Here is a 25,804-nt window from a genome sequence, read left to right on the forward strand (position 1 = left end):
AAGGGAAGTCTATTTTTTATTGATCGGGCGTGGCCTGCACGATCGCAGCGGATTGGCCGGATGATGCGATTGGATCGTGCAGAACCTCGCTGTGGGGCAGCGGCGGCTCGAGTCCTTCAGCCGCGCCAAAGGCCACACCTTCGGCATCGACCGAACCGAGCCACAGGCCGCCGGGACGATCGCCGCGCATCGGACTGATCCGCAACGTGATCCTGTCGCCGGTCGCAACATAGTCGGACTTTATCCCTTTCTGGAAAAGGGCTGGCACGCCCTCCATCTCGATGGCCCATTCCCGCGACTGTCCGTCATCGCCATCGGTCGAGATTCGCAGCCACGAGTGTGGAATGGCATAGTCGAAAGCGATCACCTCTCCTTCGATCACCACTTGCATATCCATATGGTACATCGCGTATGACGGGTGTGCCGGGGCGGGCATCGGCGCAATGAGGATCGCGGCGCCCAAGACGAGGCCCGGCCCGCGCGTGGTCGACAACAACGCCATGCCGCTACCGGCTTGCGCCAATGATGCCCGGTTCGAGATCATAGGTTCCGGCCAGGGTCAGCTCGATCTCGACCGGCGCATCGAAGGAGTCGTTTACGAAATACCAGCCGTGAATGCCCTGCAATGGTGCGCGGACAAAGCCGTGCGACTGGGACCCATCTTCGTCGCGATACAGCATGGCATCGCCATAGGTGCCGTCTGGGCTCAGCGGATGGCCGTGAAATTCGTAATAGATGTCGTCGGATGCCGTCCATGTGTACAGCAGCACGTCGCCTTCATCCATGGTGACCTTGTATTCCATTTGGCCGTAATTTTGGATCATTCCACCCACCGTCAGCCTAATGGTGTCAGTGCGCCAGGGGGCATCGAAATGTGCCGCCACGTCTTCATTTGCGCGGCCCAGGGCATAGGGTGCGAAATCCGTCTCAACAGGATCCGTTCCGGTAATTCCTTGTGAGGCAACCGGAACAGCGGCAACGGCGATTATGGCGCCGCCCATAATCGCCGCGACCTGCGGAAGCCGATTGACTCGTGACTTTTCCATGGGTGCCTCCTGTTTCGAACTCTCTTGAGATGAGCGCTGCGGTGACCGGCCCGGCAGGATCGAGGGCTGCAACACTCCCGGGCGCGCGAAAGCCGTGGCCAAGAATAAGCAGGGTGGGGGCGATTGCCTGCACGATCGATGGATCAAAACTGCACGAATTCGGTGGGGATCGTATGTGAGGCCAAGCCGGTCAGAGAGCCGGGCTGCCCCGCATAGCCGCCGCTTTGTCCAATTTCGCCGCGCAGGCGGAAATTCGGCTCCATGCCGCATATGCTACGGACATTCGGAAAGCTTACTGATTTACATACGAAACGCTCCTCTTACGCTCTGGATTGTTCAGCGGGCCCGGCGGCAAACGGGGCCCGCCAGAGGGGTATCGAAATGAGCAGAACTTCGTATTTTTGGGGCGTTGCGGGCGCATGCATCCTTGCCTGTACAACACTGAGCGCGGCCACCGCCCAGCAGGCCATGCCCCCGACATCGACACAGGCGGTTCTGGCACGTCAGGACGTGATGGTGTCACTGGAAACGCTTTTGCAGGCAGTCGAAATCTCCGCTGGCGACGAGGCTGCGCGATCGGTCAATTTGTCGAGGACAGGCGCAATTTCGGCCATGCTCGGAACTGTGCCGTTTCTCTTTCCGCAAGCGAGCAGCCCTGATGCGTTGGGAGCGGAGGCCGATGCGCCGGTCACCTCGGCTGATCCCGCCATATGGGACAACTTGGAGGCATTCGTCTCTTTGAATGCTTCGGCGTCACAGGTGGCGCGCGATGCAGCGCAAGCTGAAACGGTTGCGGCGCTGCAAAATCATACGACCGCACTCCGTGCGGCCTGCACCGCCTGTCACGAGCAATATCTCACCTATGTCTCGCCCTTTTCGTTCTAGTCGTCCGACCGCCGGACAGATTGGAACCAAAAGGCCATTCTCAGCAAAGGATATCCGCTGATGAGGGAATTCGCCGAGTGGCTCTATGCCACCCCCTTTTCCATATTCCTCCAGACCACCGACAATCTGCTGCCGGCCATTCAGACCGTGCACATTCTGATGATCGGGATCGTCTATACATCGACCTTGGTCATAACGCTGCGGTTGTTCGGGCGTGCCTGGGCCAACGACACCTTGGCCAACACCGCACGACGCTTCATGCCCTGGAACTGGGGCGGGCTGGTGCTTCTGCTCGCCACCGGCATCCTGATGATCATCTGCGAACCGATCCGTGAGCTTTTGAACTACAGCTTCTGGATCAAGATGGTTCTCGTTATCTTGGTTGTAGGCCTCGCGACGGCCTTTCAACTGGGCGTGGGGCGACCGCTGGCGAACGGCGTTTCTGCCGATGGAGTGGCCCGCTATCGCGCACCCGCAGTGGCAACCATGGTTCTTCTCACTGTGATTATCGTCCTTGGGCGATGGATCGCGTACAGCCCCTCTTTCTAGTGCCCCTTGACGGCCGACCTCCAGGAGAGATCGATGAATCTTGACGCATTCTTTGCGAGCATCGCGGCAAGCCCGCTGGCTGTGGCGATCCAGCAGTCGGGCTTTCTATTCCCCGCCTTTGAATCCATTCATGTTATTGGCGTCGCTCTTGTCTTCGGCACAATAGCCATAGTCGACTTGCGCCTCGTCGGACTGGTCGGCAGGAACAGAACCTTCAGCGCTACAATGAAGGACATACTGCCCTGGACATGGATCGGCTTTGCCGTAGCGGCGGTGGCGGGATCGCTGCTGTTTATTTCCAATGCCTCGATGTACTGGGTCAACGGACCGTTCCGATTCAAGATGATGTGTCTGGCATTGGCCGGGATAAACATGGTGATCTTCGAATTGGTCGCCTCGCGCCGGGTTTCCGATTGGGATGCCAACCCACAGGCCACGCCATGGCCTGCACGGATTTGCGGCGCTCTATCCATCACCCTATGGGTCCTGGTTGTCGCCTTTGGGCGCTGGGTAGGCTTTACCCTCAACCCGTTCGGCTTCTGACGGGCCGTATCAAACCGATGATGCCAATGCGGCGGGTGGACTTTCCGCCCGCCTTTTTTGCATCTGCACAAAAACTGAAAATCAATTCAAGTTATTTTCGGTTTAAAAACTCAATTTTGCAGAAATAACGAGTATTCGTGATCTCTCGGTGAATTATACGGAAAATCTCCAAAAGATTGGGTTCAGGATCGATATTTTAACCCCTAAATTTCGTAGGAGCGCCGATCGGTGCGGCATTTGGTGTCGGTCGGTCGCCTTCCAAGACCCAAGGGGAGTTAGACAATGAATATTTCCGGTGCACGGACGGCAGCGAAGCTGAAGGCCGTGCTACTTTCCATAGCGGTGCTGGCTTTGGCACCGTCTGCTGGGGCGCTGGCCCAGTCCGATCGCGCCCTCGAAGCCGTACCTGAGGCCTTCGCTGAAGTTCTGCCGCAATGGGTGGAGGGGACCTGGGGGTTTGTACATCCGGAGGGGTGTTTCCGCTTCTATTGGGGCTGTTACGGCAGCCAGGAAGACTACAACGCCGGCATCGAACCGAAAAATCCGTTCCCACTGACCGAGGAAGCGCGCGCCTTCCATGAGGAAGTTATCGCTAACCTCAATGAAGGCCGTTCGATCTTCGATCCCAATGCGCTCTGCTATCCCTCCGGCATGCCGGACATCGCGCGCTCCAATTTCAAACTGGCCCCGGGCCCAACCGGAGATCGCTGGTATCTGGTCCTTAACGGCAACGAGTTCCGCACAATCTGGCTCGATGGTCGCGAGATGCCCGATGTCGAGCCCTACGACTATACATTCTATGGTGACTCGGTGGGGCACTTTGAAGGCGATACGCTAGTGATCGAGACCCGCAACATGGTGGGAGAAAACACGGCGATTTCACCCAATACGCCCAAATCGGACAATTTCTGGGTGATCGAGCGCTGGACCCCCGTCTCGGCCGACGAGTTCACCGCCGAAATAACGTTCATGGATGAAGAGCGCTTCACCGAACCCTTCACTGAAACCTATCAGGTTCGGCGCAATGCCGGAGGCGAAACCGGTCGTCCGAGCGATCCGTGCATCACCGGCGTCGGCCAGCGCTACATCCCGGATCCGGAAACCGGCGAGCAACTTCTGACCGGCCCGGGCGGCATGGCACTCGAATTCGCCGAAGAATGAGCATCGGCGCGGCGCCGGCCGGGCGCCGCACACTTTGAGTTGCGAGAAAGGATTTGAAATGAACACAACCAAACTGACCCGGGCACTCGCCTCGCTGACCGTCGGAGGCCTGGTCTTCGCCGGCGCAACCGCGGCCTTTGCCCACCACTCGAACGCCATGTTCGATTACACCCATGGCAATGAGCGCACCATAACGGGAACGGTCAACCAGTTCCTGTGGACCAACCCACACTCCTATCTCGACCTGGCGGTGACCGCCTCGTCGGGCAATGTGCAGAACTGGGTTGTCGAGTTTCAGGGCATAAGCCTGAACTCCGAGCGCGGGCTGACCATCGACAGCTTCAAGGAAGGCGACGAGGTCACCGTGGTCATCCATCCGCTCAAGGACGGCCGCACGGGCGGTGATTTCCTTTCGGCCACGCTTGCCGACGGCACCGAGATCCTTCCTCCCGAAGACGATTGATCGCACCCGCACGCGCCAATCCCCCGGCCGGGTCCGCACAGCCAGACCCGGCCGCTTCTTTGTTCTCAGCCGACAATGTTTCGATCGTTCCCACGCCCGCGGAGGTCCCATCGGAACTCCTGCGGATACCGGATTCCAGCACAGCGTGTTCGGTCTCGTACGATGTCGATTTCTTTATGTGAAATGAGAAGGGTTGACGTTCAAACGACGGCGTTAACGCCCAAATATTCCATGGATGTACGGTGGGCTAGACATATCCTCGGTGGTTGAAAGTGCCGTCTGAGGAGGTGGATACGTGTCTGGTCTGGAGTTCAGCTATTCGCCAATGCGTCGCTCAACGAGACACGGCATCGGAGCCGTGGCGCTGCCCATGCCAATGACCATCGCGCGATTGGGTCAGACGATTGTCGCCAGCGCCGGGGTCGTCGGACGCACCGAGTGGTTCGATCACCTTGGTCTCGATGAGGGCAAGGCCAGACAGAAGGCTGGTACGACCGACGATCGCGGATGCTGGTTGATCTGGTCGGATGCTCAACTCGAAAGTGGCGGCCCTTTGACCATTTCGGTCGCGGCGGGCGTCAACTCAGCGCAAGACCTTCCATTTGACACGGGAGAGCCCGTTTCGTTCGTTTATCTTAATCGCCCCACCGTTCTCGGTGTGACGTCCGAACTGATTTCCGGGCTGCCGGGCGAGATGGCTATCCGCCCTGGTCGAGTAGAAAATGACTGTGTGCTGCAAAAGATGATATCAGTCGTCCATTCCATTCTTGATGCGCGTGATGGGGGAGGGGCTCAAATTGCCTTTCTTACGCACCTGTTGCGCGCCATGGCTGCGCATCTCGTTTCCACAAATTCGGATGCACCCGAAAGAAAAGCGGCATACGCGCTCAGTGCCGACGATGCCGCCTTTGCCAAAGCAACCGAATACATGCTCGAAAACATCGAGCGTCCCATATCGGTCCAGGAAATTGCATCGATGGCGGGGGTCGGTCCCTACAAGCTCGGACGCATCTTCAAATCGGCAATCAACGATTCCCCATACAACTACTTCGTGAAGTTGCGGATCGAGCGGGCAAAGCGCCTTCTCTCTCTCTCCAACCTGCCGATCTCCCACATCGCCCTTGAGTGCGGGTTCTCCCATCAGGAGCATTTGACGCGACGTTTTCGCGAGCATTGCGGCACGACACCGGCAGTCTATCGCCGTCAACGAAAAATTCGTTCGCTCTAGTTCTCTAGACAACCCATCTTCGTTCGCCATCCCTGGTCAGGGTGGCGCCGTGCCGGCTCGCCTCCCAGCACGTTGCTTATTGCATCGACGATTGGAGAAAAGTTGAAATAGAATTCAGGTTTAACGGCGTTTTGGAAGAATAATTGCAGCTTATACGAGAATATATCTTGCAACCGTAATCTTCACAAGATTGTCGCCCATATTCCTACTTTGGTTCCGCTGCTCTCTCCATAGGATGTTTGTGTCTGGTCGCTGCTTTGTCCGGTTGCGGCCAGTTCTGCAAACAAGGGGAGTAAATGTAAGATGAGCAATATTTCCGGTTCACGAGGGGTGACTGGGCTCAAGACAGCGGCGCTGGCAACATTGTTGGCCGTCACCATCCCTATGAGTGGCGCGCTCGCGCAATCCGAAGAAATGTCCACGGACATTCCAGAGGCCTGGGCCGAGTTTCTGCCCCAATATGTCATTGGCGAATGGGACGTCGAAACAAACGAGGGCTGCTTCAGCGCGTACTTCAACTGCTATGAGAGCCAGGAGGCCTACAACGCCGGCATCGAGCCCAAGACGCCGTTCCCGCTGACTGAGGAAGCGCGTGCCTTCCACGACGAGGTGGTGGCCAATCTTGGCGAGGGCCGTTCGACCTACGATCCGAACGCGCTTTGTTATCCGCAGGGTATGCCGGACGACGCGCGTGACAATTTCACGCTTCTGCCCGATCCGCGGGGAGACCGCTGGTATCTTCTCAACAGTCCCGAGCAAGTCCGCACCGTCTGGCTCGATGGTCGCGAGATGCCCGAGCGCGAGACATATGACTATACCTTCTGGGGTGACTCGGTGGGGCACTTTGAAGGCGATACCCTGGTGATTGAGACCCGCAACATCACGGGCCCCAACTCTGCGATTTCGCCCAACACGCCCAAATCGGACAATTTCTGGGTGATTGAGCGCTGGACCCCCGTCTCGGCCGACGAGATGACCGTGGAGATTACCTTCATGGACGAAGAGCGCTTCACCGAACCCTATACGGAATCTTTCACGGCATCGCGTGATCCCGAAGGCGATATCGGCCGTCCGAGCGATCCGTGCATCACCGGCGTCGGCCAGCGCTACATCCCGGATCCGGAAACCGGCGAGCAACTTCTGACCGGCCCGGGCGGCATGGCACTCGAATTCGCCGAAGAATGAGCATCAGCGCGGCGCCGGCCAGGCGCCGCACACTTTGAGTTGCGAGAAAGGATTTGAAATGAACACAACCAAACTGACCCGGGCACTCGCCTCGCTGACTGTCGGAGGCCTGGTCTTCGCCGGCGCAACCGCGGCCTTTGCCCACCACTCGAACGCCATGTTCGATTACACCCATGGCAATGAGCGCACCATAACGGGAACGGTCAACCAGTTCCTGTGGACCAACCCGCATTCCTATCTCGACCTGGCGGTGACCGCCTCGTCGGGCAATGTGCAGAACTGGGTTGTCGAGTTTCAGGGCATAAGCCTGAACTCCGAGCGCGGGCTGACCATCGACAGCTTCAAGGAAGGCGACGAGGTCACCGTGGTCATCCATCCGCTCAAGGACGGCCGCACGGGCGGTGATTTCCTTTCGGCCACGCTTGCCGACGGCACCGAGATCCTTCCTCCCGAAGACGATTGATCGCACCCGCACGCGCCAATCCCCCGGCCGGGTCCGCACAGCCAGACCCGGCCGTTTCTAATCGCTTTCTATGAAACGACGTGGTGGCATGCCGGTTAGTCGCTTGAACATGGCGATGAAAGCTGACGATGTCGCATAGCCAAGATCGAGCGCCACCGTTTCGACGCTCTCGCCGGATCGCAATCTGGGCAGCGCCGCAATGACGCGCAGGCGTTGCCGCCATTCCGAGAGCGACATTCCCAGTTCACTTTGGCAGCGGCGCATCAATGTGCGTTCGCCCATCGCAAAGGCCGCGGCGAGTTCGGACACGGTTCTGTTGTCGGCCGGATTTTCGCGGAGTGCGAGAAGGACCTGTTTCAGATCTGCGTCCTGCGTATCGGGAATGTAGCTGCCTGTCGTCGGGCACGTGGCAACAAGATCGACCAAGACACGCAAGAGCCGCGCTCCCGCCGGCCCGCTCAGTTGGGCTTCGTCAAGTTGCGCCAGATGATCGATCATTGCCCGCAACAGGGCAGAGATCATCAACGCACAAGGCGTTGCGGGCAGGCCGGCGCAAAGTTCCCGCGCAATATAGACCGAGCAATGCACCGTTTCGCGGTAATTGAAGCCGATATGGGCGGTTTCAGGCGGAATCCATAGTCCCAGATGGGGTGGCGTCAGAAAATTGAGTGGCCCGATCGATACCTCCGTAATCCCGCTCAGTGAATAGACGAACTCGCCCCAGGGGTGCTTCATCGGGGGATAGGTGGCGTTGGCGGGCATGTGCTCGACCCTGAAGAACACCGGACGCGGAAGATGGTCGGTAAAGGGCGGGTGTCGCAAATGCCGGTGTTGATGAGCACTCATGTCTGTCCTCCGCTATCGATTGGCAGGTTCGCGCTATATGTTGCGATATGAACACGATAGAGCCTTGCTGACAATTAACGGTGAGGTGGGCCTATGCGGCGGCAAATCGACGGAACAGCCATTATCGCTATGGTGTCGCTTTGCCTGGTTTGGGGAATGCAACAGGTCTCCATCAAGGCGGTCGCAGACAACATCGCACCGGTCTTTCAGATCGGCCTGCGCTCCGGCATTGCCGCAGTGCTCGTACTGCTTGTCAGCAAGCTGTTCCTTCGCGAACGCTGGATCCAAGGCGTTGCGCTGGGACCCGGGCTTTTGGTCGGAACCTTGTTTGCCTTGGAATATCTGCTCGTCGCCGAGGGTCTGAGATGGACTACGGCCTCCCATATTGCTGTTTTTCTCTACACGGCCCCGATTTTCGCCGCCATCGGCCTGCATCTGGTCGTGCCGGAAGAAAAACTCAATTCCGTTCAGTGGGCCGGCATCGGATTGGCCTTCGCCGGCGTCGCCGTGATCTTTGTTGGTCCCGAACTCCTCCGTGGCCGTTCGTCCATTGGGCCTGCAATGCTGCTGGGAGATAGCCTGGGACTTCTGGCAGGTGCGGCATGGGGCTTTACCACAGTCGCTTTGCGGGCAACCCGACTGGGAGCGGCGCCACCGACCCAAACTCTGTTTTATCAACTGCTGGCGGCTTTTGGAGGGCTCATGCTCTATGCGCTGATTACGGGCCAGGTGGGCATTGATCCAACGCCATTGGTGGTCATGAGCATGGGTTTTCAAACGCTCGTGGTTTCGGTTGCCAGTTTCCTTGTCTGGTTCTGGATGTTGCGGCGCTACATGGTATCCCGACTGGGCGTCCTCACTTTCATGTCGCCGCTGTTTGGTGTCGTGTTGGGCGCGTTACTGCTGGGGGAAAGTCTCGAACCCTCATTTGTTGCCGGCGCTGCGCTGGTTTTGTCCGGCATGGTGCTGGTCAATGGCAGTGAGTGGCTGGCGACTCGGCGCACAATGCCGGACACTCGAAAAGGACCGTCTGTCCAGGCGCCGCGGGGCTGAGACCTGCCGCAGGTCTTCATGCTGGAAACGCGGCAAGGGCGTGCAGCTCTCGCTTTGGTTGCATCGAACATCAACGAATCTAGATCGGCAGGATGCCGTCGTCCTTGACCTCTTCGATTACCGGATAGGTGTGGCTTTCCTTGACGCCGGGAAGTGAAAGCAGGACATCGCTGAGAAATACGCGATAGCGTGCCATGTCGTGGAGGCGGGCCTTGACCAGATAATCGAAGCCGCCTGCCACCATGTGGCACTCAAGGACCTCGGGCTGCTTGCGGACCGCGTTGGCGAATTTCTGAAAGTTGTCCGGTGTCGTCTTGTCGAGCGAAACCTCGATGAAAACGAGCAGCCCCAGACCCATCTGCTCAGGATCCAGAACGGCCTTGAACCCCTTTATATATCCCTGTTTCTGCAGCCTTCGCATCCGGTCGCTCATTGAGGTGGGCGCCAACCCGACCCGCTGTGCGAGCTCGGCGTTGGTGATGCGGCCGTCGTACTGAAGCTCCATCAGGATGCGGCGGTCAATTCGGTCGATAGTGGTCATTTCCGTGTTCCCAGGGGAGAAGCCGTTTAAAAATTTTGCGAAAGGCGGCGCTGCCTAAATGCGCTCCAGCCCGTCCATGCCAACAATAGGCCGGCGGCCAACAGCACGGTGGCGCTGATCGGTTCGTGGATGAAGACGGACAGCTCGCCACGGGAGAGCAACATGGCGCGGCGCAGATGTTCCTCCATCAGCGGGCCGAGAATAAAGCCCATCAGGAGCGGAGCGGCCGAAATGCGCGTCAGCCTCATTCCGTATCCAGCAATGCCGATGGCGAGCACCAACCCCACGTCGAACGCCGATAGTTTGACGCTGTAGACGCCCACACAGACCAGGCCGACGATGCAGGGAAAAAGCAGCCGGTAGGGGATTGAAAGCAGGCGAACCCAGATTCCCACCATTGGGATATTGAGAACCAGCAACATCAGATTGCCGATCCAGAAGCTTGCGACCATCACCCAGAACAGATCAGCGTGTTCGGTCATGAGTTTGGGTCCAGGCGGTATGCCGTGGATCATGAGCGCTCCAAGGATCAACGCCATCGTGGCGCTGCCGGGAATTCCAAGCGTCAGCGTGGGGATGAAAGCTGTCTGGGCGGCCGCGTTGTTGGCCGACTCCGGGCCGACAACGCCCTCGATGGTGCCTGTTCCGAACCGTTCCGGATGCCTGCTGATCTGCTTCTCGGTCATATAGGCCATGAAGGCCGCAATGGTGGGCCCTGTGCCCGGCAGCGCGCCGAGAGCTGAGCCGAGCAATGAGCCGCGGGCGGTTGGCATGGCGCCATCGCGCACGTCCTGGCGTGTGGGTATCATGTCACGCAGCCGCACCTTTTGCCTGACGTCGGCGTGGTTGTTCGACGCTGCAGAACTCATCACTTCGGCAATTCCGAAAAGCCCCATTGCCAGAATGACGAGGCTGATGCCGTCATAGAGATTGAGTTCGCCAAAAGTGAACCTCTGGATGCCCGTGTTGACATCGGTGCCCACCGTCCCGAGCAGGATGCCGAGAATGACCGCGCCGACCTTCTTGATTGCCGAACCGTCGCCGATCGTGGTCGAAGCGATGAGGCCGAAGGCCATCACCGCGAAATAGTCCGCGGGGCCGAACCGAAGAGAGAACGCGGCGAGCAGAGGCGAAAAGAGCGTCAGCAGCACGATCCCGATCGAGCCTCCGACGAATGACGCTATGGCTGTCGCGCTTAAGGCGACGCCGGCCCGGCCATTTTTCGTCATCTGGTTGCCGTCGATGCAGGTGACTGCCGTCGACGCGCTGCCGGGCATATTGATGAGGATGGAGGCGATCGAGCCGCCGTACTCACCTCCATAGTATATGCCCGCCAGCATGATGAGCGCAGCGGCGGGGTCGAGATAGAAGGTCAGGGGCAAAAGCACCGTGATCCCGACCATCGAGCCGATACCCGGCAATACCCCCACGAAGGTTCCAAATGCGACCCCGATGAAACAATAAAACAGGTTGACCGGTGTAACCGCTCCTGCAAAGCCGCCGGCAAGGTTTCCCAGAAGCTCCATGTGTCAGGTTCCTCCAATCGGGGAAATCGGCAGATCCAGAAGCACGATAAAGATCAGCCAGGTGAATGCGGCCATGGAGAGAGCCAGCCCGCACGCCTCCCAGGGTTTGGTACGCTTATCGGCAAGAGCGGCGAGCGCGACGGCGAAAAAGGTTGCCGGGAGCAGGCCGGCAATGTCGATTGACGCTGCGAAAGCGACAAAGGCAGCGGAGATGAACAGCAGCGGCCGATACATTACCGCTGGCGTCTCCTTTGCCGGCGCAACCAGTGCGACGGCCACAATGATGCCACCAAGCACGAGCCCGATCATCGCTGCGGAAAAGGGGAAGAAACCTGGCCCCATGCGCGATATCGTGCCGATGCCGTAAATCCAGCCTCCCACTGCAAAGGCCGAGCAAGCGACAATTATCGCTGCGCCCGCGGCAATGTCGGTCGGATCGGCCCTGAAATCCAAGCGAAATTGGGTCATCATAAAAACGATATGAGTTATTGGATAACAATATCGATTGTAACAATTCGGACATCTGCGTCAAGACGTGCGAGGCAATTTTCTCGGCTCCGCTATCGACGTTGACGCCGACGCAAAATTCAGCTTAGCATAACAATGCAATGTTAAATATTGTATTGTAATACAAAGGGAGATCGCAATGTATAAGCCAATTCTGGCTCTGGGCCTCGCGAGTCTGCTGGTCACCCCGGCTCTGGCGCAAGGCTATCCTGAAAAGCCCGTACGGGTCATAGTTCCCTATAATGCAGGTGGGGCAGTCGATTATCTCGGTCGGGTACTCGCCCAGCAGCTTTCAGAGGAACTCGGTCAGCAGTTCGTCGTGGAAAATCGGGCCGGCGCGTCGGGCAACATCGGCGCACAGGCCGTCGCCAGCTCTGAAGCGGATGGGTACACGCTATTGATGACCTCGGTCACCAGCAGTGCAATCACTTCGGCCCTGCAACCCGATACGGCCGGGTACAATCTGGACGAGGATCTCGAAGGCGTCGGCATGGTCGGTCTCGTGCCGTTCCTGCTTGTTTCCTCGGCGCAAACTCCCGCTGCCAATTTCGATGAGTTCCTGGCTTATGCTCTCGAGCAGGGCGACGCTTTGGCCTATGGGTCGAGCGGCGTTGGATCGGCCGAACATTTGGGCGCCGAGCTTCTCGCCGGCATCGCCGGCTTTGAAGCGTTGCACGTCCCTTATACAGGAGCGGCGCCCGCAATGACCGACGTTGTTGCCGACCGGCTGCCAATGATGGTGGCGACCGTGCCCACGGCATTGCCCCATATAGATGCGGGGGCTGTCACCCCGCTGGTGGTCGCCCTTGACAGCCGCATCGACAGCCTTCCCGACGTGCCCAGCGCGCCAGAGGCGGGTATCGAAGGCTTCGACGTGGTCTCGCTTTACGGTCTGCTTGCCCCCGTCGGACTTTCAGAAGATGTCAAAGCAGCGCTTTCAGAGGCGCTTTCGGCTGTTGTCGAGGACTCCGAATTCACGACTGCACTTGAAGAGCGCGGTATTCTTCCTGTCGAGGGCGGCGTCGAATCTGCTCAGGATATGTTTCTGGCCGATGTCGAGAAGTGGTACACTCGCGTCAAAAATACGGACCTGACCGCGGAGTGAAATTGGATACGGCGACCGGAATTTCAGTTCGCAGGCACGCCGCCATCGCTCACGTCACCATCGACCGGCCCGAGCGGCGCAATGCATTGCACGGGCCGGCGTGGCAGGCGTTGGGGGATTGCGTTGAAATGCTTTCTGCCGACACGGAAATGCGCTGCATGGTCATTGGTGGCGCACACGGCCATTTCTGTGCCGGCGACGATCTCAAGGAGTCCGAACTTAAGCTCGGTGGTGCGCGTGCGCGTGCCTATGCCGATCTGATTGCACGCGTTTATGCCAGATTGGACGAGGCGCCCTTCCCGGTCATCGCTGCCATCAATGGGGCCTGTATGGGCGCCGGCATGTCCATAGCACTGCATTGCGATTTCCGGATCGCGGCGCCCGATGCCAAATTCGCGGTGCCCGTGGCCAGGATCGGCGACTATTATCCCCTCGAACTCTGCGCCCGTTTGGTTCGGCTCTTGGGAGCCAGGGAGGCTTCAGCTATCCTGATGCTGGGCGATCCGATGGATGGGGAGACTGCCGATCGCGCGGGCTTTGCCAGGCTTGCCGATGACCCGCTGGCCGGAGCGCTCGATATGGCCGACGCCATCTCCAGCCGTGCGCCACTTGTCGTCCATGCCATGAAGCGCGCCGTCAACGCGGTTCTCGATGGTCGGCTGGAACAGCAGCGCCCCGAAATCGACGCAATGATCGAGGCGATCAAATCCTCAATGGATCGCAATGAGGGTCGCCAGGCCTTTCTCGATAAACGGCCCCCGGTGTTCCGCGGCCAATAGGCCGTCATTGTTAACCGTTGAGCGAAGACGAACGGGCGGCCGCGGCGACCAGCGGGCCGAATTTGGCTACCGCCTGATCGCGCGAATATCGCGCCTCTGGGACGGCGATGTTGATGGCGCCGATCGGATGGCCCTCGTGGTCGAGGATAGGCGAGGCTATTGAAATGTCGCCCAGATAGATTTCACTTGCCGCAGTCGCAAAGCCCCGACTGACAGCGGCGTCGAGTTCGTCGATCAATGCGCCGATCTCGAAGATCGTCGCCGGTGTGAACTGACGCCGCTCGCTGCCTTCGAGAATTGCCATTGCTTGGGACCTCGGCAGTGCGGAAAGCATCGCCCGGCCCGGTGCGGTGCAATAGGCTGGCAGGCGCTTGCCATTGACCACGTCCGTATGGAGGACGTTGCGGCTGAGAAAACGGGAGACGAAAACGATACTGTCTCCATCGAGCACGCTGAGGCTGACCGTTTCGTCGGTCGTTTTGTTCAGATGCATCAGATAGGGCATCACCCTGTTGATGAGCGTATTTGAAGATACATAGGCAGCAGCCAACTCGAGCATGCGTACCGAAAGCTGGTAGCGTTTGGTCGCGGGATCCTTGACCAGGTAGCCGAGCCGTTCGAGCGTGTGGGTGAAGCGCTGGACGGCGCTCTTGTTCATTCCGACCGCGGTTGTGAACTCGGTCAGACTGAACGAAGTCTTTCCGTTCGTGAACGCGGACAGGATGCGGAAGGCCTTTTCTACCGATCCGACCATAAGCACGTCATTATGGCCGTTTTCGATCTCATCGTCCGCATTCGAACGCCCGGTGGATTTTTCTACCAATTGACATGTCCTTCAAATGAATCAAAAATAGCAATACCACATATTGCATGCCAATACAATAGAGAAAGATCCATGGATAGCTTTATACTAACGCAAGATCATGGAGCGATACGGGTGATAACGCTCAATCGTCCCGACATGCTCAATGCATGGCATCGCCCGATGCGAGACGAACTGGTCGCCGCGTTGGAGGCTGCCGGTGCTGCGTCCGAAGTTGGTGCGATCGTTCTGACCGGCGCCGGTGACCGGGCTTTCGGGGCCGGGCAGGATTTGAGCGAAACCCAGGCCTTCGACGCCGAAAGGGCTGTCGATTGGATGGGCGAATGGGAGAGACTTTACGGCGCCATTCGCAATCTCGACAAGCCGATCATCGCTGCGCTCAACGGGGTCGCCGCCGGCTCGGCCTTCCAGGTCGCTCTTCTCGCCGATCTGCGTATTGCCCATCCCGGCGTCCGGGTGGGCCAGCCCGAAATCAATTCGGGAATTCCCAGCGTTACCGGTCCCTGGCTGATGCTGGATAGAATTGGCCTCGCGCGTACCATCGACCTCACACTCACAGGCAGAATGCTTGATGCGGAGGAGGCTCTCGCCTTCGGGCTCGTCAGCCGTGTGGTCCCGGCCGATCAGGTGTTGCCCTCCGCCATGACACTTGCGGCCGAACTGGCCAGCAAGCCGCCCGTCGCCATGAAACTCAACAAACAGCGCTTCCGCGAACTTACCGAAGCGAGCTTTCGCGAGTGTCTCGCGGCCGGCGCGGAGGCGCAGAAGGCCGCCTACGGGTCCGGCGAGCCAGCGATAATGATGGAACGTTTTTTTGCTGAACGGGCTGCGCGCAAACGCGGCTGATTCCCCCGAACCCAACATTTTAAAGACCATGGCTGAAGTCGAAATCCAAACCATCCCCCACACCCTCTTCCGCGACATCATGGAAACGCGCGCGCGCCAGGAACCGGATGCGGTTTACCTTCGCTTTGAAGGCGTTGACATGAGTGTAGCTCAGATCAACGCCGCGGCGAACAGATTGGCCAACGCGCTTTTGGCGCGCGGCCTCAATCCGGGTGATCGTGTCGCGCTGATGCTGCCAAGTCATCCCCATCACATTGTGGCTATTTTTGCCTTGATGAAGGCAGGGTTGGTGCGCGTCCCGATCAATGTCAATGCCAAGGGGCCTTCGCTCGAGCACTATTTCAAGAGCTACGACCCTCATTTGCTGATCGCCGATCGCGCCTATCAGGACCTGCTCATTGATATGCCGGCTCCCGAAACGGTGTGGCGTTCGCTCGAAGACAGTGCCGAAGACGGCTTTGCCGCGCTGCTCGCCCATGAGGACGAAAGCTGCCCAACCGTGTCGATCGATCCCGACCAGATGCTGGCAATGACGCCAAGTTCAGGCACGACAGGAGCTCCCAAGGGCGTCATCAAATCCGATCGCACCCTGCGGGCTGGTCCTCACTGCATTCTCGAACTCACAGAAGCAAAAAAGGGCGACGTGTTTCTTCTTTGGGAGCCCCTGCATCACGGCGCGGGTGTCGCGGTGACCATAGCCGCGATGCTCGGCGGTATCACACTTGCCATGGTGGAGCGGTTCAGCGTGTCGCGGTTCTGGGATCAGGTGCGCGACAACGGCGTCACCCATATCCACTATCTCGGAGGTGTCTTTCCGCTGCTGCTCAAGCAGGAACCATCCAAAAAGGAGCGCGATCACAACGTACGCATCGCCTGGGGTGGCGGTTGTCCGCCCGAAATATGGGATGAGGTACAGGAGCGGTTCGGCGTTCAACTGCGGGAAGGATATGGGCTTTCCGAACTCATTACCTTCGTCACTCTTAACAAGACAGGCCGCAAGGGCTCGTGTGGACTTCCAATTTCACTTTACGAGATCAAGGCCGTCGATGCGAAAGGAACCGAAGTCCCCGTTGGAAGTGCCGGTGAGTTGATCGCCCGCGCACGTCAACCAGGATTGGAGTTTCTGGGCTATTTCCGTAACGAAAAGGCCGCCGCCGATGCCATGAAGGATGGGTGGTTTCATACCGGCGATCTGGCCCGCCGCGACGAGGATGGCTATCTCTACTATGCCGGCCGAACCAAGGAGATGGTGCGCCGACGCGGTGTTAATATCTCGGCCTGGGAAGTCGAACAGGTGGTTAACAAGTTCGGGCCAGTCGCCGAAAGCGCGCTTGTGGGGGTTCCGAGCGAACTTGGCGAGGATGATCTCAAGATCGTCGTTCGACCCGCCGGGGGCAAGAGCTTCGATCCACTCGAACTCATAAGATTTTGCGAACCGCAAATGCCTTATTACCAGGTGCCGCGCTATGTGGAATTCATCGACGAGTTTCCCAAGACGCCCACCCAGCGTATCCGCAAGAATGAACTTTCCCGCTCGGTTCAGGGCGTATGGGATCTTGAGGCGAGTGGATACCAGGTGAGCCGCAGGTGACCTGAAAATGAGGGCCAGCGTGTCGCAACACATGCTGGCCACCACCGTCGGTCCTATGCCTCGGCACGCTTATCGGAGTCGCGATCTTTCGCGTATCGTTTCAAGACCGGAAACGCGGGCAGCCAGGCCTCGCGGCGGATGGTCCAGAGTTCGTATGTCGGCACCATTTGATCCGTGGCGTCCAGCGATCCCAGGTTCACTTCGATTTCGTCGGCACTGCGCGAGAAGACGGAAGAACCACAATTGGGACAAAAGGACCTGCCCCCATACTCGCGCGTGTCACCCTCGATAGTCACCGCGTCCTGTGGGAATATCGCGGACGCATGAAAAAGCGCGCCATGATGCTTGCGGCACTCCAGACAATGGCAAATGCCAACCCGGTACGGCGCACCCGACGCTTCAATCCGGACGTTGCCGCACAGGCATCCACCGGTAAAGTGGTCCATTCTACGTCTCCATCATCACCCTATATCTGCGGCACAACGAAAACCGATAATGGGTGAGCGGACAAGACCCGCTCCCATGGCCAGAAGCTTCACCGAGCGCTCGGGCGGCAGCGGGCCGGATTCGACGTACCAGTCGGACACCTTGGGTAGGGGAGCGCAACCACCCTTGAGGATTGCAAACCGGGTGCGTCCGTCACGGTGTTCGCTTTCGGTCAGGTTCCAGATCATAGGGTGGGCTCGGTTGAGCAGGCCCTGTTGCGTCGCCAATTGCCATTCGTCTTCAGTAGGTAGGCGCAGCCCGGCCCATGCCGCGTAGGCGCGGGCGTCGTCGAGTTCGATGTGAGTGACCGGATGGTTTTCAGTTCCGGTGCGCGGCGCCCCATCCTGCCAATGAGCCAGAAAGCGTTCCGAGCGAATCGGTCGATAGGCGCTTTCGGACAGAAATTGGGCGAATTGACCATTGGTGACCTCGTCGCGTGCAATGGCGATGCGGTGCGCGAAAAGCGGGCGCGTCATTGTAGCAATCTGGTGCAGACGCGGTGGCAGCGGCTTCCACTCGTCGACGTAAGGGGTTTCGCCATAGAGTCCGGTTTCACGCAGCCGGTATGTCACCGTCAGTTGACCGTCCGGAATGTCGATGGGAACCATGCCCTCCGGCGCGATCTCATGCGGCACGAGAGGGGGCGGGACACGCTCTGTGACGCGGGCAGGGAAGTCGGAGGAAGCGGAGGCGATGTCAGGTTCGGTTGCCGGGGGCAGGGTGGCACGGTTGACGATGCAGGCAATGGCGCCTGCAGCAATGGGGCCGCAAAGTGCAATGTGCCCGTCTGCCTGCCGCTCGATGGCAAGTTCCTCGCCAGAAACCAGATCGACCCAAAGCCCCTGTTCTTTCCGGTTCGGTTCGATAAGCAAGAGGGGCCCGCAATAGTCGCCGCCGCGATTGACGAGGGTCCAGAGGCGACCGGCCCGAGTTTCCCAGCGCGAAGCGTAAATTTTTGTGTCAGGACCGGGGTGGTCCGCCAGCGGCGTCCAGTTCTCGGAAATGAAATGGTCTGCGTTTTCGGCATAGAGCCGACGCATATGGGCGAGAATGGCCCGTTCTCGAGGATTCCATCCCACCCACACACCGAACACCACCGGCCATACCAGAACCCCGGTGCCATTGAGCCAGGCCGAATGGAGTTCGTCGAGATGCGAGCGGTTCCAGCGGCGAATGTGATGCAATTCGTGGCGGCGTTCGAACCATTTCGCGCGCAAAACGCCGGGAACTTGGGAGTCGGCGAACCACTGTGCCCAACTCATGGTCTGGTCGGCGATCTGGGCAAGCGGAACGCGAGACTCGCACTCGATGGGGAGACGTGGATCGATGGTATCGAGCGCCGCGCGCAGGCGTGTTGAGGCTTCCTTTGAGGAATCGAGGAATACGGCGTCAAAACCGCATCGTTCAACTATGGCGGTAACCCTCTCGATCGCTTCAGGACCAGAGCCAGTCTCCCAGGGGTAGTAGGTGAAATAGACCTTGACGCCACGCCGCTGAAAGTTTGCAACGACTTCGGGCAGTTCGGGAATGTCTTCGAAAAACGAGAAATGGTCGCGGGCGTCGATGCCGAGAACCGGGTAGGCATTCCAGAGCACGACGGCGTCGAAGCCGCCAAATTCCAGGTCCCCCGCATCGATGTACGCATCGACGGTAAAGCGCCCGCTGGTAAAGTCGTAAAGCCGTTCGTCCCACAGCCAGACCATTTCCACAATGCGGGGGCCGGGCTCGGCCATCGCCTCGTAGCGATGCGGATCATAGCCGATCCGGCGCCGGGCCTCGTCCCGCCAGCGCGTGATGGCGGCGCGCCAGGCCGGCCAGTCCGTCGGATCGTCGGGCGCGGCAAATATCTTGGCCTCATCAAGGACAGAGAGATCAGCGTCAGGGGCGAGCGGCACGACAGCGGGCCCGTCGATGGGACGCGGAATGTACGGAGAAAAGCCGGGACGGATCATGGAGACTCGGGAGATGGGTGGGTTTTACCCCGGAGCGTCCGCACTCCGGGGCGCTGTATCAGTTTGCCGTGGGTGCGGACAGGCCATTGGCGAACATGTAGGCAAGTCCCTCGCTAAAGCCGGGTCCCCAGACCTCCATGTCGTGTCCGCCATCAACAATGCGCAATTCGGCGGGACTGGCGGGAACGCTTTCCCACTTTTCGAAATCGGCATCGAAGATGTTTTCGCGGTGCAGCGCTGTATAGAAAGCAACGGCCTGGACCTCCATGTTGTATTTGGTGGCGTCGTCGGGAAGGTCCTCCTTTTCCGAAAGATGGTTCCAGTCATCGTCACCCGCGACAATGAAAAACGGCACACGGTAATCCTGGACGGCGTAGGGCCCGATAAGCGCCGGGTAGTTCAATTCATCCCAGCGGGCCGGTTCGTAAGGGTCGCCAAACGAGCCGCGGGTGACAGCGCCCGCTGTGGCCGGGGGCTGGCCCTGTTGAAGGGCTGGGCTGAGCAGCGTCGCGGCGGTGAAAAGGTCCGGGTAGGCAAGGCCGTAGCGTGCGACGCCAAAGCCGCCCATGGAAAACCCGACAAGCGCCCGACCGTCGCGTGCGGCGATGGTGGCAAGAGTTTGATCGACGTGCGGGATCAGATCGTCGATGACGGCGGTTTCAGCGGCGCCGAAGGTTGCCGAATCCACCCAATAGGAGTTGCCGGTGACCGGCGCAACGGCGATGACCGGCGGCACCGTGCCTTCGGCGATCATTGAATTCAGTATGGGCCAGAAATCGTCCCACGCGTCTGCTTCTCCGCCGCTGCCGTGCAACAGATAGAGAACTGGATAGCGTGTATCCCCTTCTGCCTCATAGCCGGCGGGGAGATAGAGGGTATAGGTTAGATCCTCTGTTTCGGGATTATCGTCGCCGGCCATAGCGGGCGAGGCGATCGTTTCTACACTGATCTCTTGCGCCATCGCCGGCACACACAGTGTGCCGATGAGAACCGGGACCAGAAGCCCCTTTGCTGGATTGGACATAGTAAACGCCTCCTCCGCGTTTGCTGTGGTTCAGGTTTAAGAAAGGATCGAGCGGGCGCGGGCGATGACCGGGGCATCGATCATGCGGCCGTCGATTGTGAAGGCGCCGGCTTTGGTCTCTTGGGCAGCGGCGAGGACGCGTTGAGCCCAGTCGATCTCCTTAGATGTTGGAGTGAATACGGCGTTGAGAATGGGAACGGCAGAGGGATGGACGCAGCTTGCGCCGTCGAAGCCGTGGCGGCGGGCGTCCTGTGCGGCGTCCTCGATGGCCGACAGGTCGGTGTAATCGGCGATGGAGCGGAAAAGTCCGAGCGAGGGCTTTCCGTGGGCTTTTGCTGCGTAGTGGATCAGAAGCTTGGGCGTCCGCAGCACATCGGGATCGGGGACGGCGCCCAGAGCGGTCGCCAGGTCTTCGCCGCCGGCGGCAAGGCCGATGACTGCGGGGTGGGCCGCTATGGTGGCGACGTCGAGAAGGGCCAAAGGGTCTTCGATCAGGGCAAAGAGCGGAAGGTTTGGAAATTTGGTCGCCAATGCGCCGATCCGGGCGAGGCTGGCCTTGGAGACGTAGAGGCCATCGGCGCCCGCTGCAGCGGTGGCGTCCTGGATTGCGCTTTCCGTATTGATGCGCACGAAAACCTTGGCGCCATTTCGCCGGGTCGATTGGATGGAGGCACCAAGGGTCTCTCTGGCCGCATCGCGATATTGGGGGCGCACGGAGTCTTCGAGGTCGAGAATGATCGCATCGGCGCCGCGCTCATGGGCTTTGGCGATGAAGCGCTCATTGTCGGCCGGAACATAGAGCAGTGAGCGTAATCTCATTGCGAAACGTCCAGTGCAGCGGCGATGCTGGCGGGATCAATCCCGATTTCGCTCAAGATTGCCTCACCATCGGCTCCGAGTTCGGGCGCTGCGCGATAGAAGCCGCCCGGCGTCGCCGAAAGGCGTGGCAGGATGTTGTGCATGGGAAGGGACCCAAAGTCGGCATCTTCGAGATCGATAAACACCTCGCGCTCACGGAAGTGCGTGTCCTCGCAGGCATCGGCGATGGAATAGATCGGGCCAACGGTTGCTCCGGCGTCGCGCATGATCTCCAGGGCGTCTTCGCTGGTGCGCGCCGAGAACCAGCTCCCAATTGCGGCATCGACGAGATCACGGTTCTTGATGCGGTCTGCGTTCGTTGCAAACCTCGGGTCATCGATCATGTCGGGCCGCCCGATGATTCTGAAAATCCGTTCAGCGACCGCCTGTGTCGAACCCGAAAGGGCCAGATATTTGCCGTCGGAGCAGATATAGACGTTGCGCGGGCAAGATGTATTGGAGGCCGACCCGACACGCTCCTTGACGATCCCGGTTTTGGCAAAGATCGCCGCTTCGGGACCGAGAACCGAAAAGATAGGCTCGAGCAACGAGAGGTCGATGACTTGACCTTGAGCGTGCCCTTTTTCCCGCGCCAATAAAGCCGTGGTGATCGCGGATGCGCCATAGATGCCGGCAATCATGTCGGCCAGCGCCAGCGGCGGGAGAACGGGCTCACGGTCGGCAAAGCCCGTGCGATAGGCATAGCCGCTCATCGCTTCAACAATCGTTCCAAACCCCGGCAGGTGGGCATAGGGGCCGGTCTGACCATAGCCCGACACACGCAATACAATCAGGCCGCGATTGCGCGCATGCAGCGCTTGGGGACCCAGTCCCATCTTTTCGAGTGTCCCCGGGCGATAATTCTCGATCAGCACGTCGGCGCCGTCGATCAGCGACCAGAGGGCTTCCATGGCTGCCGGCCGGCGCAGATCGAGGGCGATGGAGCGCTTGTTGCGCCCATAGACCTTCCAGAAAAACGACGAACCGCCATCCTTCCAGGCGCGCAACGGATCGCCGGCGGGCGGTTCGACCTTGATCACCTCGGCGCCGAAATCACCCAGTTGGAGCGACGTCATGTTCCCCGCGACGAGGCGCGAGAGATCGATGACCTTTATGCCCTTGAGCGGGCCACCGGCGTCAGGGGCAAACCTTCGCACCATCAGCGCAACCTCGCGCCTGTCCTGGTGTCGAACAGAAGGGCTTTTTCGGCGTCGGGCGCGATCGAGATCATGTCCCCGGCCGAATGAATCGCGCGATTATGCAACACCACCGACAGTTCGGTCTGCCCGGTTCGCACCACGAGTTCCTGGCTGTCGCCGGTGGGTTCGACGAGAACGATTTCCGCTCTGGCGCCGGTATCGGACACGGTGAAATGTTGCGGGCGAATGCCATAGGTGACCGGCGTGCCTTTTTCGAGCGCCACCGGACCGGCGAGCGGCATGCGCGTGCCATCCGTCAACTCGACTTCGGCGGCACCGGGGCAAAGCGTTTTGGCAGCCAGAAGATTGATCTCGGGTGACCCGATAAAACCGGCAACGAACGCATTGGCCGGATCCTGATAGACCTCGAGCGGCGTGCCCAGCTGGGCGATGTCACCATCATGGAGAACCACGATACGGTCGGCCAGCGTCATGGCTTCGGTCTGGTCGTGGGTGACGTAGATCATTGTCTTGCCCAGCTGTTGGTGCAGTTTCTTGATTTCCGAGCGCATCTTGACGCGCAGCTTGGCGTCGAGGTTCGACAGCGGTTCGTCGAACAGGAAAGCGGTGGGATTGCGCACGATAGCGCGTCCCATCGCGACGCGCTGGCGCTGTCCGCCCGATAGCTCGCGGGGCAGGCGGTCAAGGAGATTTTCGAGGCCCAGAATGTCGGCGGCGACCTTGACCCGTTCTTCGATCTCGGCCTTGGGCTGGCCAGCGAGTTTGAGCGCGAAGCTCATATTGTCGGCAACCTTCATGTGCGGATAGAGCGCGTAGGACTGAAACACCATGGCGAGATCGCGCTGTTTGGCAGGCATGGTGTTGACCACCTTGCCGCCGATTTCGACATCGCCGCCCGTTATGTCTTCAAGCCCGGCGATCATGCGCAGCAATGTCGACTTTCCGCACCCCGACGGGCCGACCAGAACGACAAATTCACCTTGCGCGATATCGATGGAGATGTCGTTGAGCACGGGCACCTGACCGTAGCGTTTGTGGACATTCCTGAGCGTGATCTGGGACATCGAAATCCTCCCTGTCGGCCTCTAGTGCTCGACGATTTCAAACTTGGAGATCGCAAACCGCCCGGGGCCGCCCAGCCGGACGCCGGCCTGCCCGTAAGCGAAACGATCGTCGCTTGCACCAAGAAGCCTCTCGTCATCGACGCTGACGACGATGGAGGTGCCTTTGACGTCGACTGCGAGACGATAGGTGCGGCCATATTCGACAGTGAAATCGGTCTCGGCCAGAACGCTCTTGCCGAAATCCTCGCGGATGATCCGCAATTTGCCGTCCTCAAACCCGGCAGCGTAGAAACGCGACGTCCCCTGGGCCCGAAAACTCACAAGATGCGAGGCGCCCGACTGTGGGGTGATCTCGGCGCTGACAACGGCGTCACGCGTGTAAAGGTGGCCTGTCCACAGATCGGCATCGGTATCGGTGAGGCCGGTGATGGTCCCACCGTCCTTTTTCCAATAGCCTCTGTTCCAGGTGAACCGGGTGATCGCGTCCCACTCCTCGACCTCTTTTGCCGGATCTATGCGGGTCGTGCCTTTGCCCGTGACACGGAAATTGGCGAGATGGAGCTTGCCCAGAAATTTGAGCCGACCGAAATATTCGATGTCGAGACCGATCTCGTCGACGGCTTCGCCCTCTGCATCGGGGACGGTAAATTCGACATGCGTCCAGGATCCTGCAGCCGGCTGCTGGTAAGCGCCGGTTTCGATGATGGTCTTGCTCATTGTGGCGCGGACATAAGGCGCGATGCGCAAATGGCCATCGCCTTCCCAAGGCTCCATGAAGATATCGAATGATACGGTCTGCCCGCTGGCGACAAGTGGCGAGAACATGGGGCGGTAGCGCTCATCATCGAAATCGGCCCGCCGATAGAACGGCTTCCAGAATACCTTGCCCGACTGCCCGCGCTCGAAACGGTCGACGAGGATTTCCAGAGCGCCAGTTCCGGCGCCATTGTCTCGGTCGGTCCAGCTCAGCTCGAGCTGGTTGGTGCCCGAAGTCTTGAACCCGTGCGTGGAGCCGGGCAGAGAAAAGTCGAAATGGACGCCACGGTCTTCCATAGCCTGGACCCAGCCTTCGGGCACATCATTGCCGTCCAGTTGCAGGGCAAGCGTTGCAAGTTCGCGGGCGAAAGTGGGGATATCGACGATATTGAGCGCGCCGGTGACACCCGATGTCACGACCATGTCGTTGATGGGTTTGCGGTATTTCTCCCAGCTCGGCTGGATGCCTTCAAAGGTGCCGATGATGGCTCCGGCATTGCCGGCGTTGCAGTCGGTGTCCCAGCCGCACATCGTGGCGATTTCGACCGTACGGCAGAGTTCGCCTTTGCCGTAGATCATGGCGAGCGCCAGAACGCCGGCATTGGGAATGATGTGGCAGACACCGGGATAACGGTCATAACCCCAGTCGCGGGTTAGCAGGTCGCGGCAGGCACGCCAGTCATCGGGGTCTTTTTGGTGCTGGCCGAGCACCGCCTTGACCACCGAGGTGTAGGTGGAGTCCGAAGGAATGACCGAAAGGCCGATTTCGAACAATTCCTCGATCGATTTGGCCGTGAACGATGCCGCGATCATCGCCGCACAGAACCGGGCCCCGTGCAGTCCTTCTCCATCATGGGCGACCGAAGCGGCGCTGGCCGACATCTCGGCGGCGCGTTCGGGATTGCCCGCGTTCACCCAGCCCCAGCTGTCGATAAAGATCTGGCCGCCGATCTGTTCGGCGATCGCCGCGCCGTTCTGGGCGATCGAACCCGATTGCGGCGCCTCAATGCCGGCGCGCAGATTGAGGTATGCAGTGTGCTCGGTCGAACGGCCATAGCCGCCCCACCAATACATGCCGTGGCCCTCGGCGGCATAGTTGAGCCAGGTCCTGGCAACCTCTTGCGGGGTGGGCACAAGCTGATAATCGCGCATGGCGCGGATGAAATAGACTGGACCGTTGGTATCGTCATCTGCCGCAAATGTCTTGAAGTTGCGCAGATAGCCGGTGATCTCACCATAGGTGTCGCGGATGCGCTCATAGCTCCAGATGGTCGGCTCGACCGGCGCTCCGAGGCGCACGCCGATGGCCTTGCCCAGAAAGCCTGAATAGATGCGGTGGACGAGATCGGAGGAGGAAAGCATTA

The 25,804-nt window shown here is 59.5% G+C and carries 27 protein-coding genes; 13 read left to right on the forward strand and 14 right to left on the reverse strand.

What is annotated here, in order from left to right:
* Nucleotides 1–16: 16 nt before the first annotated feature.
* Nucleotides 17–502 carry a DUF6152 family protein gene (locus tag KKY_RS00650; RefSeq protein ID WP_041528499.1) on the reverse strand — a complete coding sequence of 162 codons (486 nt, stop codon included), beginning with the start codon at nt 500–502 and terminating at the stop codon, nt 17–19.
* A 4-nt stretch (nt 503–506) separates the two neighbouring features.
* The gene (locus KKY_RS19315; protein WP_014129333.1) at nt 507–1,046 is read right to left on the reverse strand and encodes a hypothetical protein; all 540 of its coding nucleotides are present in this window, start codon (nt 1,044–1,046) and stop codon (nt 507–509) included.
* Between the two features lie 381 nt (nt 1,047–1,427).
* Here KKY_RS19315 and KKY_RS00660 point away from each other — a divergent pair, with 381 nt between their 5' ends.
* From KKY_RS00660 to KKY_RS00695, 8 genes are all read left to right on the forward strand, one after another.
* Nucleotides 1,428–1,931, forward strand: a complete 504-nt coding sequence (locus tag KKY_RS00660; RefSeq protein ID WP_014129335.1) for a cytochrome c — start codon at nt 1,428–1,430, stop codon at nt 1,929–1,931.
* A gap of 60 nt (nt 1,932–1,991) precedes the next feature.
* Nucleotides 1,992–2,480: a DUF6644 family protein gene (locus tag KKY_RS00665; protein ID WP_014129336.1), complete on the forward strand. Its 489-nt coding sequence runs from the start codon at nt 1,992–1,994 to the stop codon at nt 2,478–2,480.
* A gap of 33 nt (nt 2,481–2,513) precedes the next feature.
* Nucleotides 2,514–3,023 carry a DUF6644 family protein gene (locus KKY_RS00670; RefSeq protein WP_014129337.1) on the forward strand — a complete coding sequence of 170 codons (510 nt, stop codon included), beginning with the start codon at nt 2,514–2,516 and terminating at the stop codon, nt 3,021–3,023.
* A gap of 282 nt (nt 3,024–3,305) precedes the next feature.
* Nucleotides 3,306–4,184, forward strand: a complete 879-nt coding sequence (locus KKY_RS00675; RefSeq protein WP_014129338.1) for a hypothetical protein — start codon at nt 3,306–3,308, stop codon at nt 4,182–4,184.
* Nucleotides 4,185–4,242: 58 nt separating this feature from the next.
* Complete coding sequence (locus KKY_RS00680) at nt 4,243–4,647, forward strand: DUF6152 family protein (protein ID WP_014129339.1); 405 nt, start codon at nt 4,243–4,245, stop codon at nt 4,645–4,647.
* Nucleotides 4,648–5,200: 553 nt separating this feature from the next.
* The gene (locus KKY_RS19320; RefSeq protein WP_158308039.1) at nt 5,201–5,875 is read left to right on the forward strand and encodes a helix-turn-helix domain-containing protein; all 675 of its coding nucleotides are present in this window, start codon (nt 5,201–5,203) and stop codon (nt 5,873–5,875) included.
* Between the two features lie 303 nt (nt 5,876–6,178).
* On the forward strand, nt 6,179–7,060 hold the full coding sequence (locus KKY_RS00690) for a hypothetical protein (RefSeq protein ID WP_014129341.1): 882 nt from the start codon (nt 6,179–6,181) through the stop codon (nt 7,058–7,060).
* A 58-nt stretch (nt 7,061–7,118) separates the two neighbouring features.
* Nucleotides 7,119–7,523 carry a DUF6152 family protein gene (locus KKY_RS00695; protein ID WP_014129339.1) on the forward strand — a complete coding sequence of 135 codons (405 nt, stop codon included), beginning with the start codon at nt 7,119–7,121 and terminating at the stop codon, nt 7,521–7,523.
* Nucleotides 7,524–7,580: 57 nt separating this feature from the next.
* On the opposite strand, the gene KKY_RS00700 is transcribed toward KKY_RS00695, so the two are convergent.
* Entirely contained in the window at nt 7,581–8,369 is a 789-nt protein-coding gene (locus KKY_RS00700; RefSeq protein WP_014129342.1) for an AraC family transcriptional regulator, read from the reverse strand.
* 93 nt (nt 8,370–8,462) lie between these two features.
* Between KKY_RS00700 and KKY_RS00705 the strand changes: the two genes are divergently transcribed.
* Nucleotides 8,463–9,422 carry a DMT family transporter gene (locus KKY_RS00705; protein ID WP_014129343.1) on the forward strand — a complete coding sequence of 320 codons (960 nt, stop codon included), beginning with the start codon at nt 8,463–8,465 and terminating at the stop codon, nt 9,420–9,422.
* Between the two features lie 79 nt (nt 9,423–9,501).
* On the opposite strand, the gene KKY_RS00710 is transcribed toward KKY_RS00705, so the two are convergent.
* Genes KKY_RS00710 through KKY_RS00720 form a run of 3 tightly spaced genes read right to left on the reverse strand, consistent with a single transcriptional unit; the run spans nt 9,502 to nt 11,957 of the window.
* A complete protein-coding gene (locus tag KKY_RS00710; protein ID WP_014129344.1) occupies nt 9,502–9,963 on the reverse strand; it encodes an Lrp/AsnC ligand binding domain-containing protein in 462 nt (153 codons plus the stop codon).
* 26 nt (nt 9,964–9,989) lie between these two features.
* On the reverse strand, nt 9,990–11,489 hold the full coding sequence (locus KKY_RS00715) for a tripartite tricarboxylate transporter permease (protein ID WP_014129345.1): 1,500 nt from the start codon (nt 11,487–11,489) through the stop codon (nt 9,990–9,992).
* 3 nt (nt 11,490–11,492) lie between these two features.
* Nucleotides 11,493–11,957, reverse strand: a complete 465-nt coding sequence (locus tag KKY_RS00720) for a tripartite tricarboxylate transporter TctB family protein (RefSeq protein ID WP_158308040.1) — start codon at nt 11,955–11,957, stop codon at nt 11,493–11,495.
* Nucleotides 11,958–12,135: 178 nt separating this feature from the next.
* Here KKY_RS00720 and KKY_RS00725 point away from each other — a divergent pair, with 178 nt between their 5' ends.
* A complete protein-coding gene (locus KKY_RS00725; RefSeq protein ID WP_014129347.1) occupies nt 12,136–13,101 on the forward strand; it encodes a Bug family tripartite tricarboxylate transporter substrate binding protein in 966 nt (321 codons plus the stop codon).
* Between the two features lie 2 nt (nt 13,102–13,103).
* Complete coding sequence (locus tag KKY_RS00730) at nt 13,104–13,880, forward strand: enoyl-CoA hydratase/isomerase family protein (protein WP_014129348.1); 777 nt, start codon at nt 13,104–13,106, stop codon at nt 13,878–13,880.
* Between the two features lie 10 nt (nt 13,881–13,890).
* On the opposite strand, the gene KKY_RS00735 is transcribed toward KKY_RS00730, so the two are convergent.
* Nucleotides 13,891–14,703 (reverse strand): IclR family transcriptional regulator, encoded by an 813-nt coding sequence (locus KKY_RS00735; RefSeq protein ID WP_014129349.1) that lies wholly within the window; start codon nt 14,701–14,703, stop codon nt 13,891–13,893.
* Nucleotides 14,704–14,775: 72 nt separating this feature from the next.
* Here KKY_RS00735 and KKY_RS00740 point away from each other — a divergent pair, with 72 nt between their 5' ends.
* Nucleotides 14,776–15,549: an enoyl-CoA hydratase/isomerase family protein gene (locus KKY_RS00740; RefSeq protein ID WP_041528953.1), complete on the forward strand. Its 774-nt coding sequence runs from the start codon at nt 14,776–14,778 to the stop codon at nt 15,547–15,549.
* 28 nt (nt 15,550–15,577) lie between these two features.
* Entirely contained in the window at nt 15,578–17,140 is a 1,563-nt protein-coding gene (locus KKY_RS00745; RefSeq protein ID WP_050811607.1) for an AMP-binding protein, read from the forward strand.
* A 53-nt stretch (nt 17,141–17,193) separates the two neighbouring features.
* Here KKY_RS00745 and KKY_RS00750 read toward each other — a convergent pair whose 3' ends face one another.
* The 7 genes from KKY_RS00750 to KKY_RS00780 are packed head-to-tail and all read right to left on the reverse strand — an operon-like array spanning nt 17,194 to nt 25,802.
* Entirely contained in the window at nt 17,194–17,586 is a 393-nt protein-coding gene (locus KKY_RS00750; protein WP_041528502.1) for a GFA family protein, read from the reverse strand.
* 15 nt (nt 17,587–17,601) lie between these two features.
* Nucleotides 17,602–19,578: an SUMF1/EgtB/PvdO family nonheme iron enzyme gene (locus KKY_RS00755; protein ID WP_014129354.1), complete on the reverse strand. Its 1,977-nt coding sequence runs from the start codon at nt 19,576–19,578 to the stop codon at nt 17,602–17,604.
* A gap of 58 nt (nt 19,579–19,636) precedes the next feature.
* Complete coding sequence (locus KKY_RS00760; protein ID WP_014129355.1) at nt 19,637–20,602, reverse strand: alpha/beta hydrolase; 966 nt, start codon at nt 20,600–20,602, stop codon at nt 19,637–19,639.
* Between the two features lie 36 nt (nt 20,603–20,638).
* Entirely contained in the window at nt 20,639–21,421 is a 783-nt protein-coding gene (locus KKY_RS00765; RefSeq protein WP_014129356.1) for an HpcH/HpaI aldolase/citrate lyase family protein, read from the reverse strand.
* Entirely contained in the window at nt 21,418–22,620 is a 1,203-nt protein-coding gene (locus KKY_RS00770) for a CaiB/BaiF CoA transferase family protein (RefSeq protein ID WP_014129357.1), read from the reverse strand. The genes KKY_RS00765 and KKY_RS00770 overlap by 4 nt, the downstream gene beginning before the upstream one ends.
* Nucleotides 22,620–23,684 (reverse strand): ABC transporter ATP-binding protein, encoded by a 1,065-nt coding sequence (locus KKY_RS00775; protein WP_014129358.1) that lies wholly within the window; start codon nt 23,682–23,684, stop codon nt 22,620–22,622. The genes KKY_RS00770 and KKY_RS00775 overlap by 1 nt, the downstream gene beginning before the upstream one ends.
* Nucleotides 23,685–23,705: 21 nt before the next feature.
* Nucleotides 23,706–25,802: an ADP-ribosylglycohydrolase family protein gene (locus tag KKY_RS00780; protein WP_014129359.1), complete on the reverse strand. Its 2,097-nt coding sequence runs from the start codon at nt 25,800–25,802 to the stop codon at nt 23,706–23,708.
* Nucleotides 25,803–25,804: the final 2 nt, after the last annotated feature.

The sequence above is a fragment of the Pelagibacterium halotolerans B2 genome (assembly GCF_000230555.1).
Taxonomy (GTDB): Bacteria; Pseudomonadota; Alphaproteobacteria; order Rhizobiales; family Devosiaceae; genus Pelagibacterium; species Pelagibacterium halotolerans.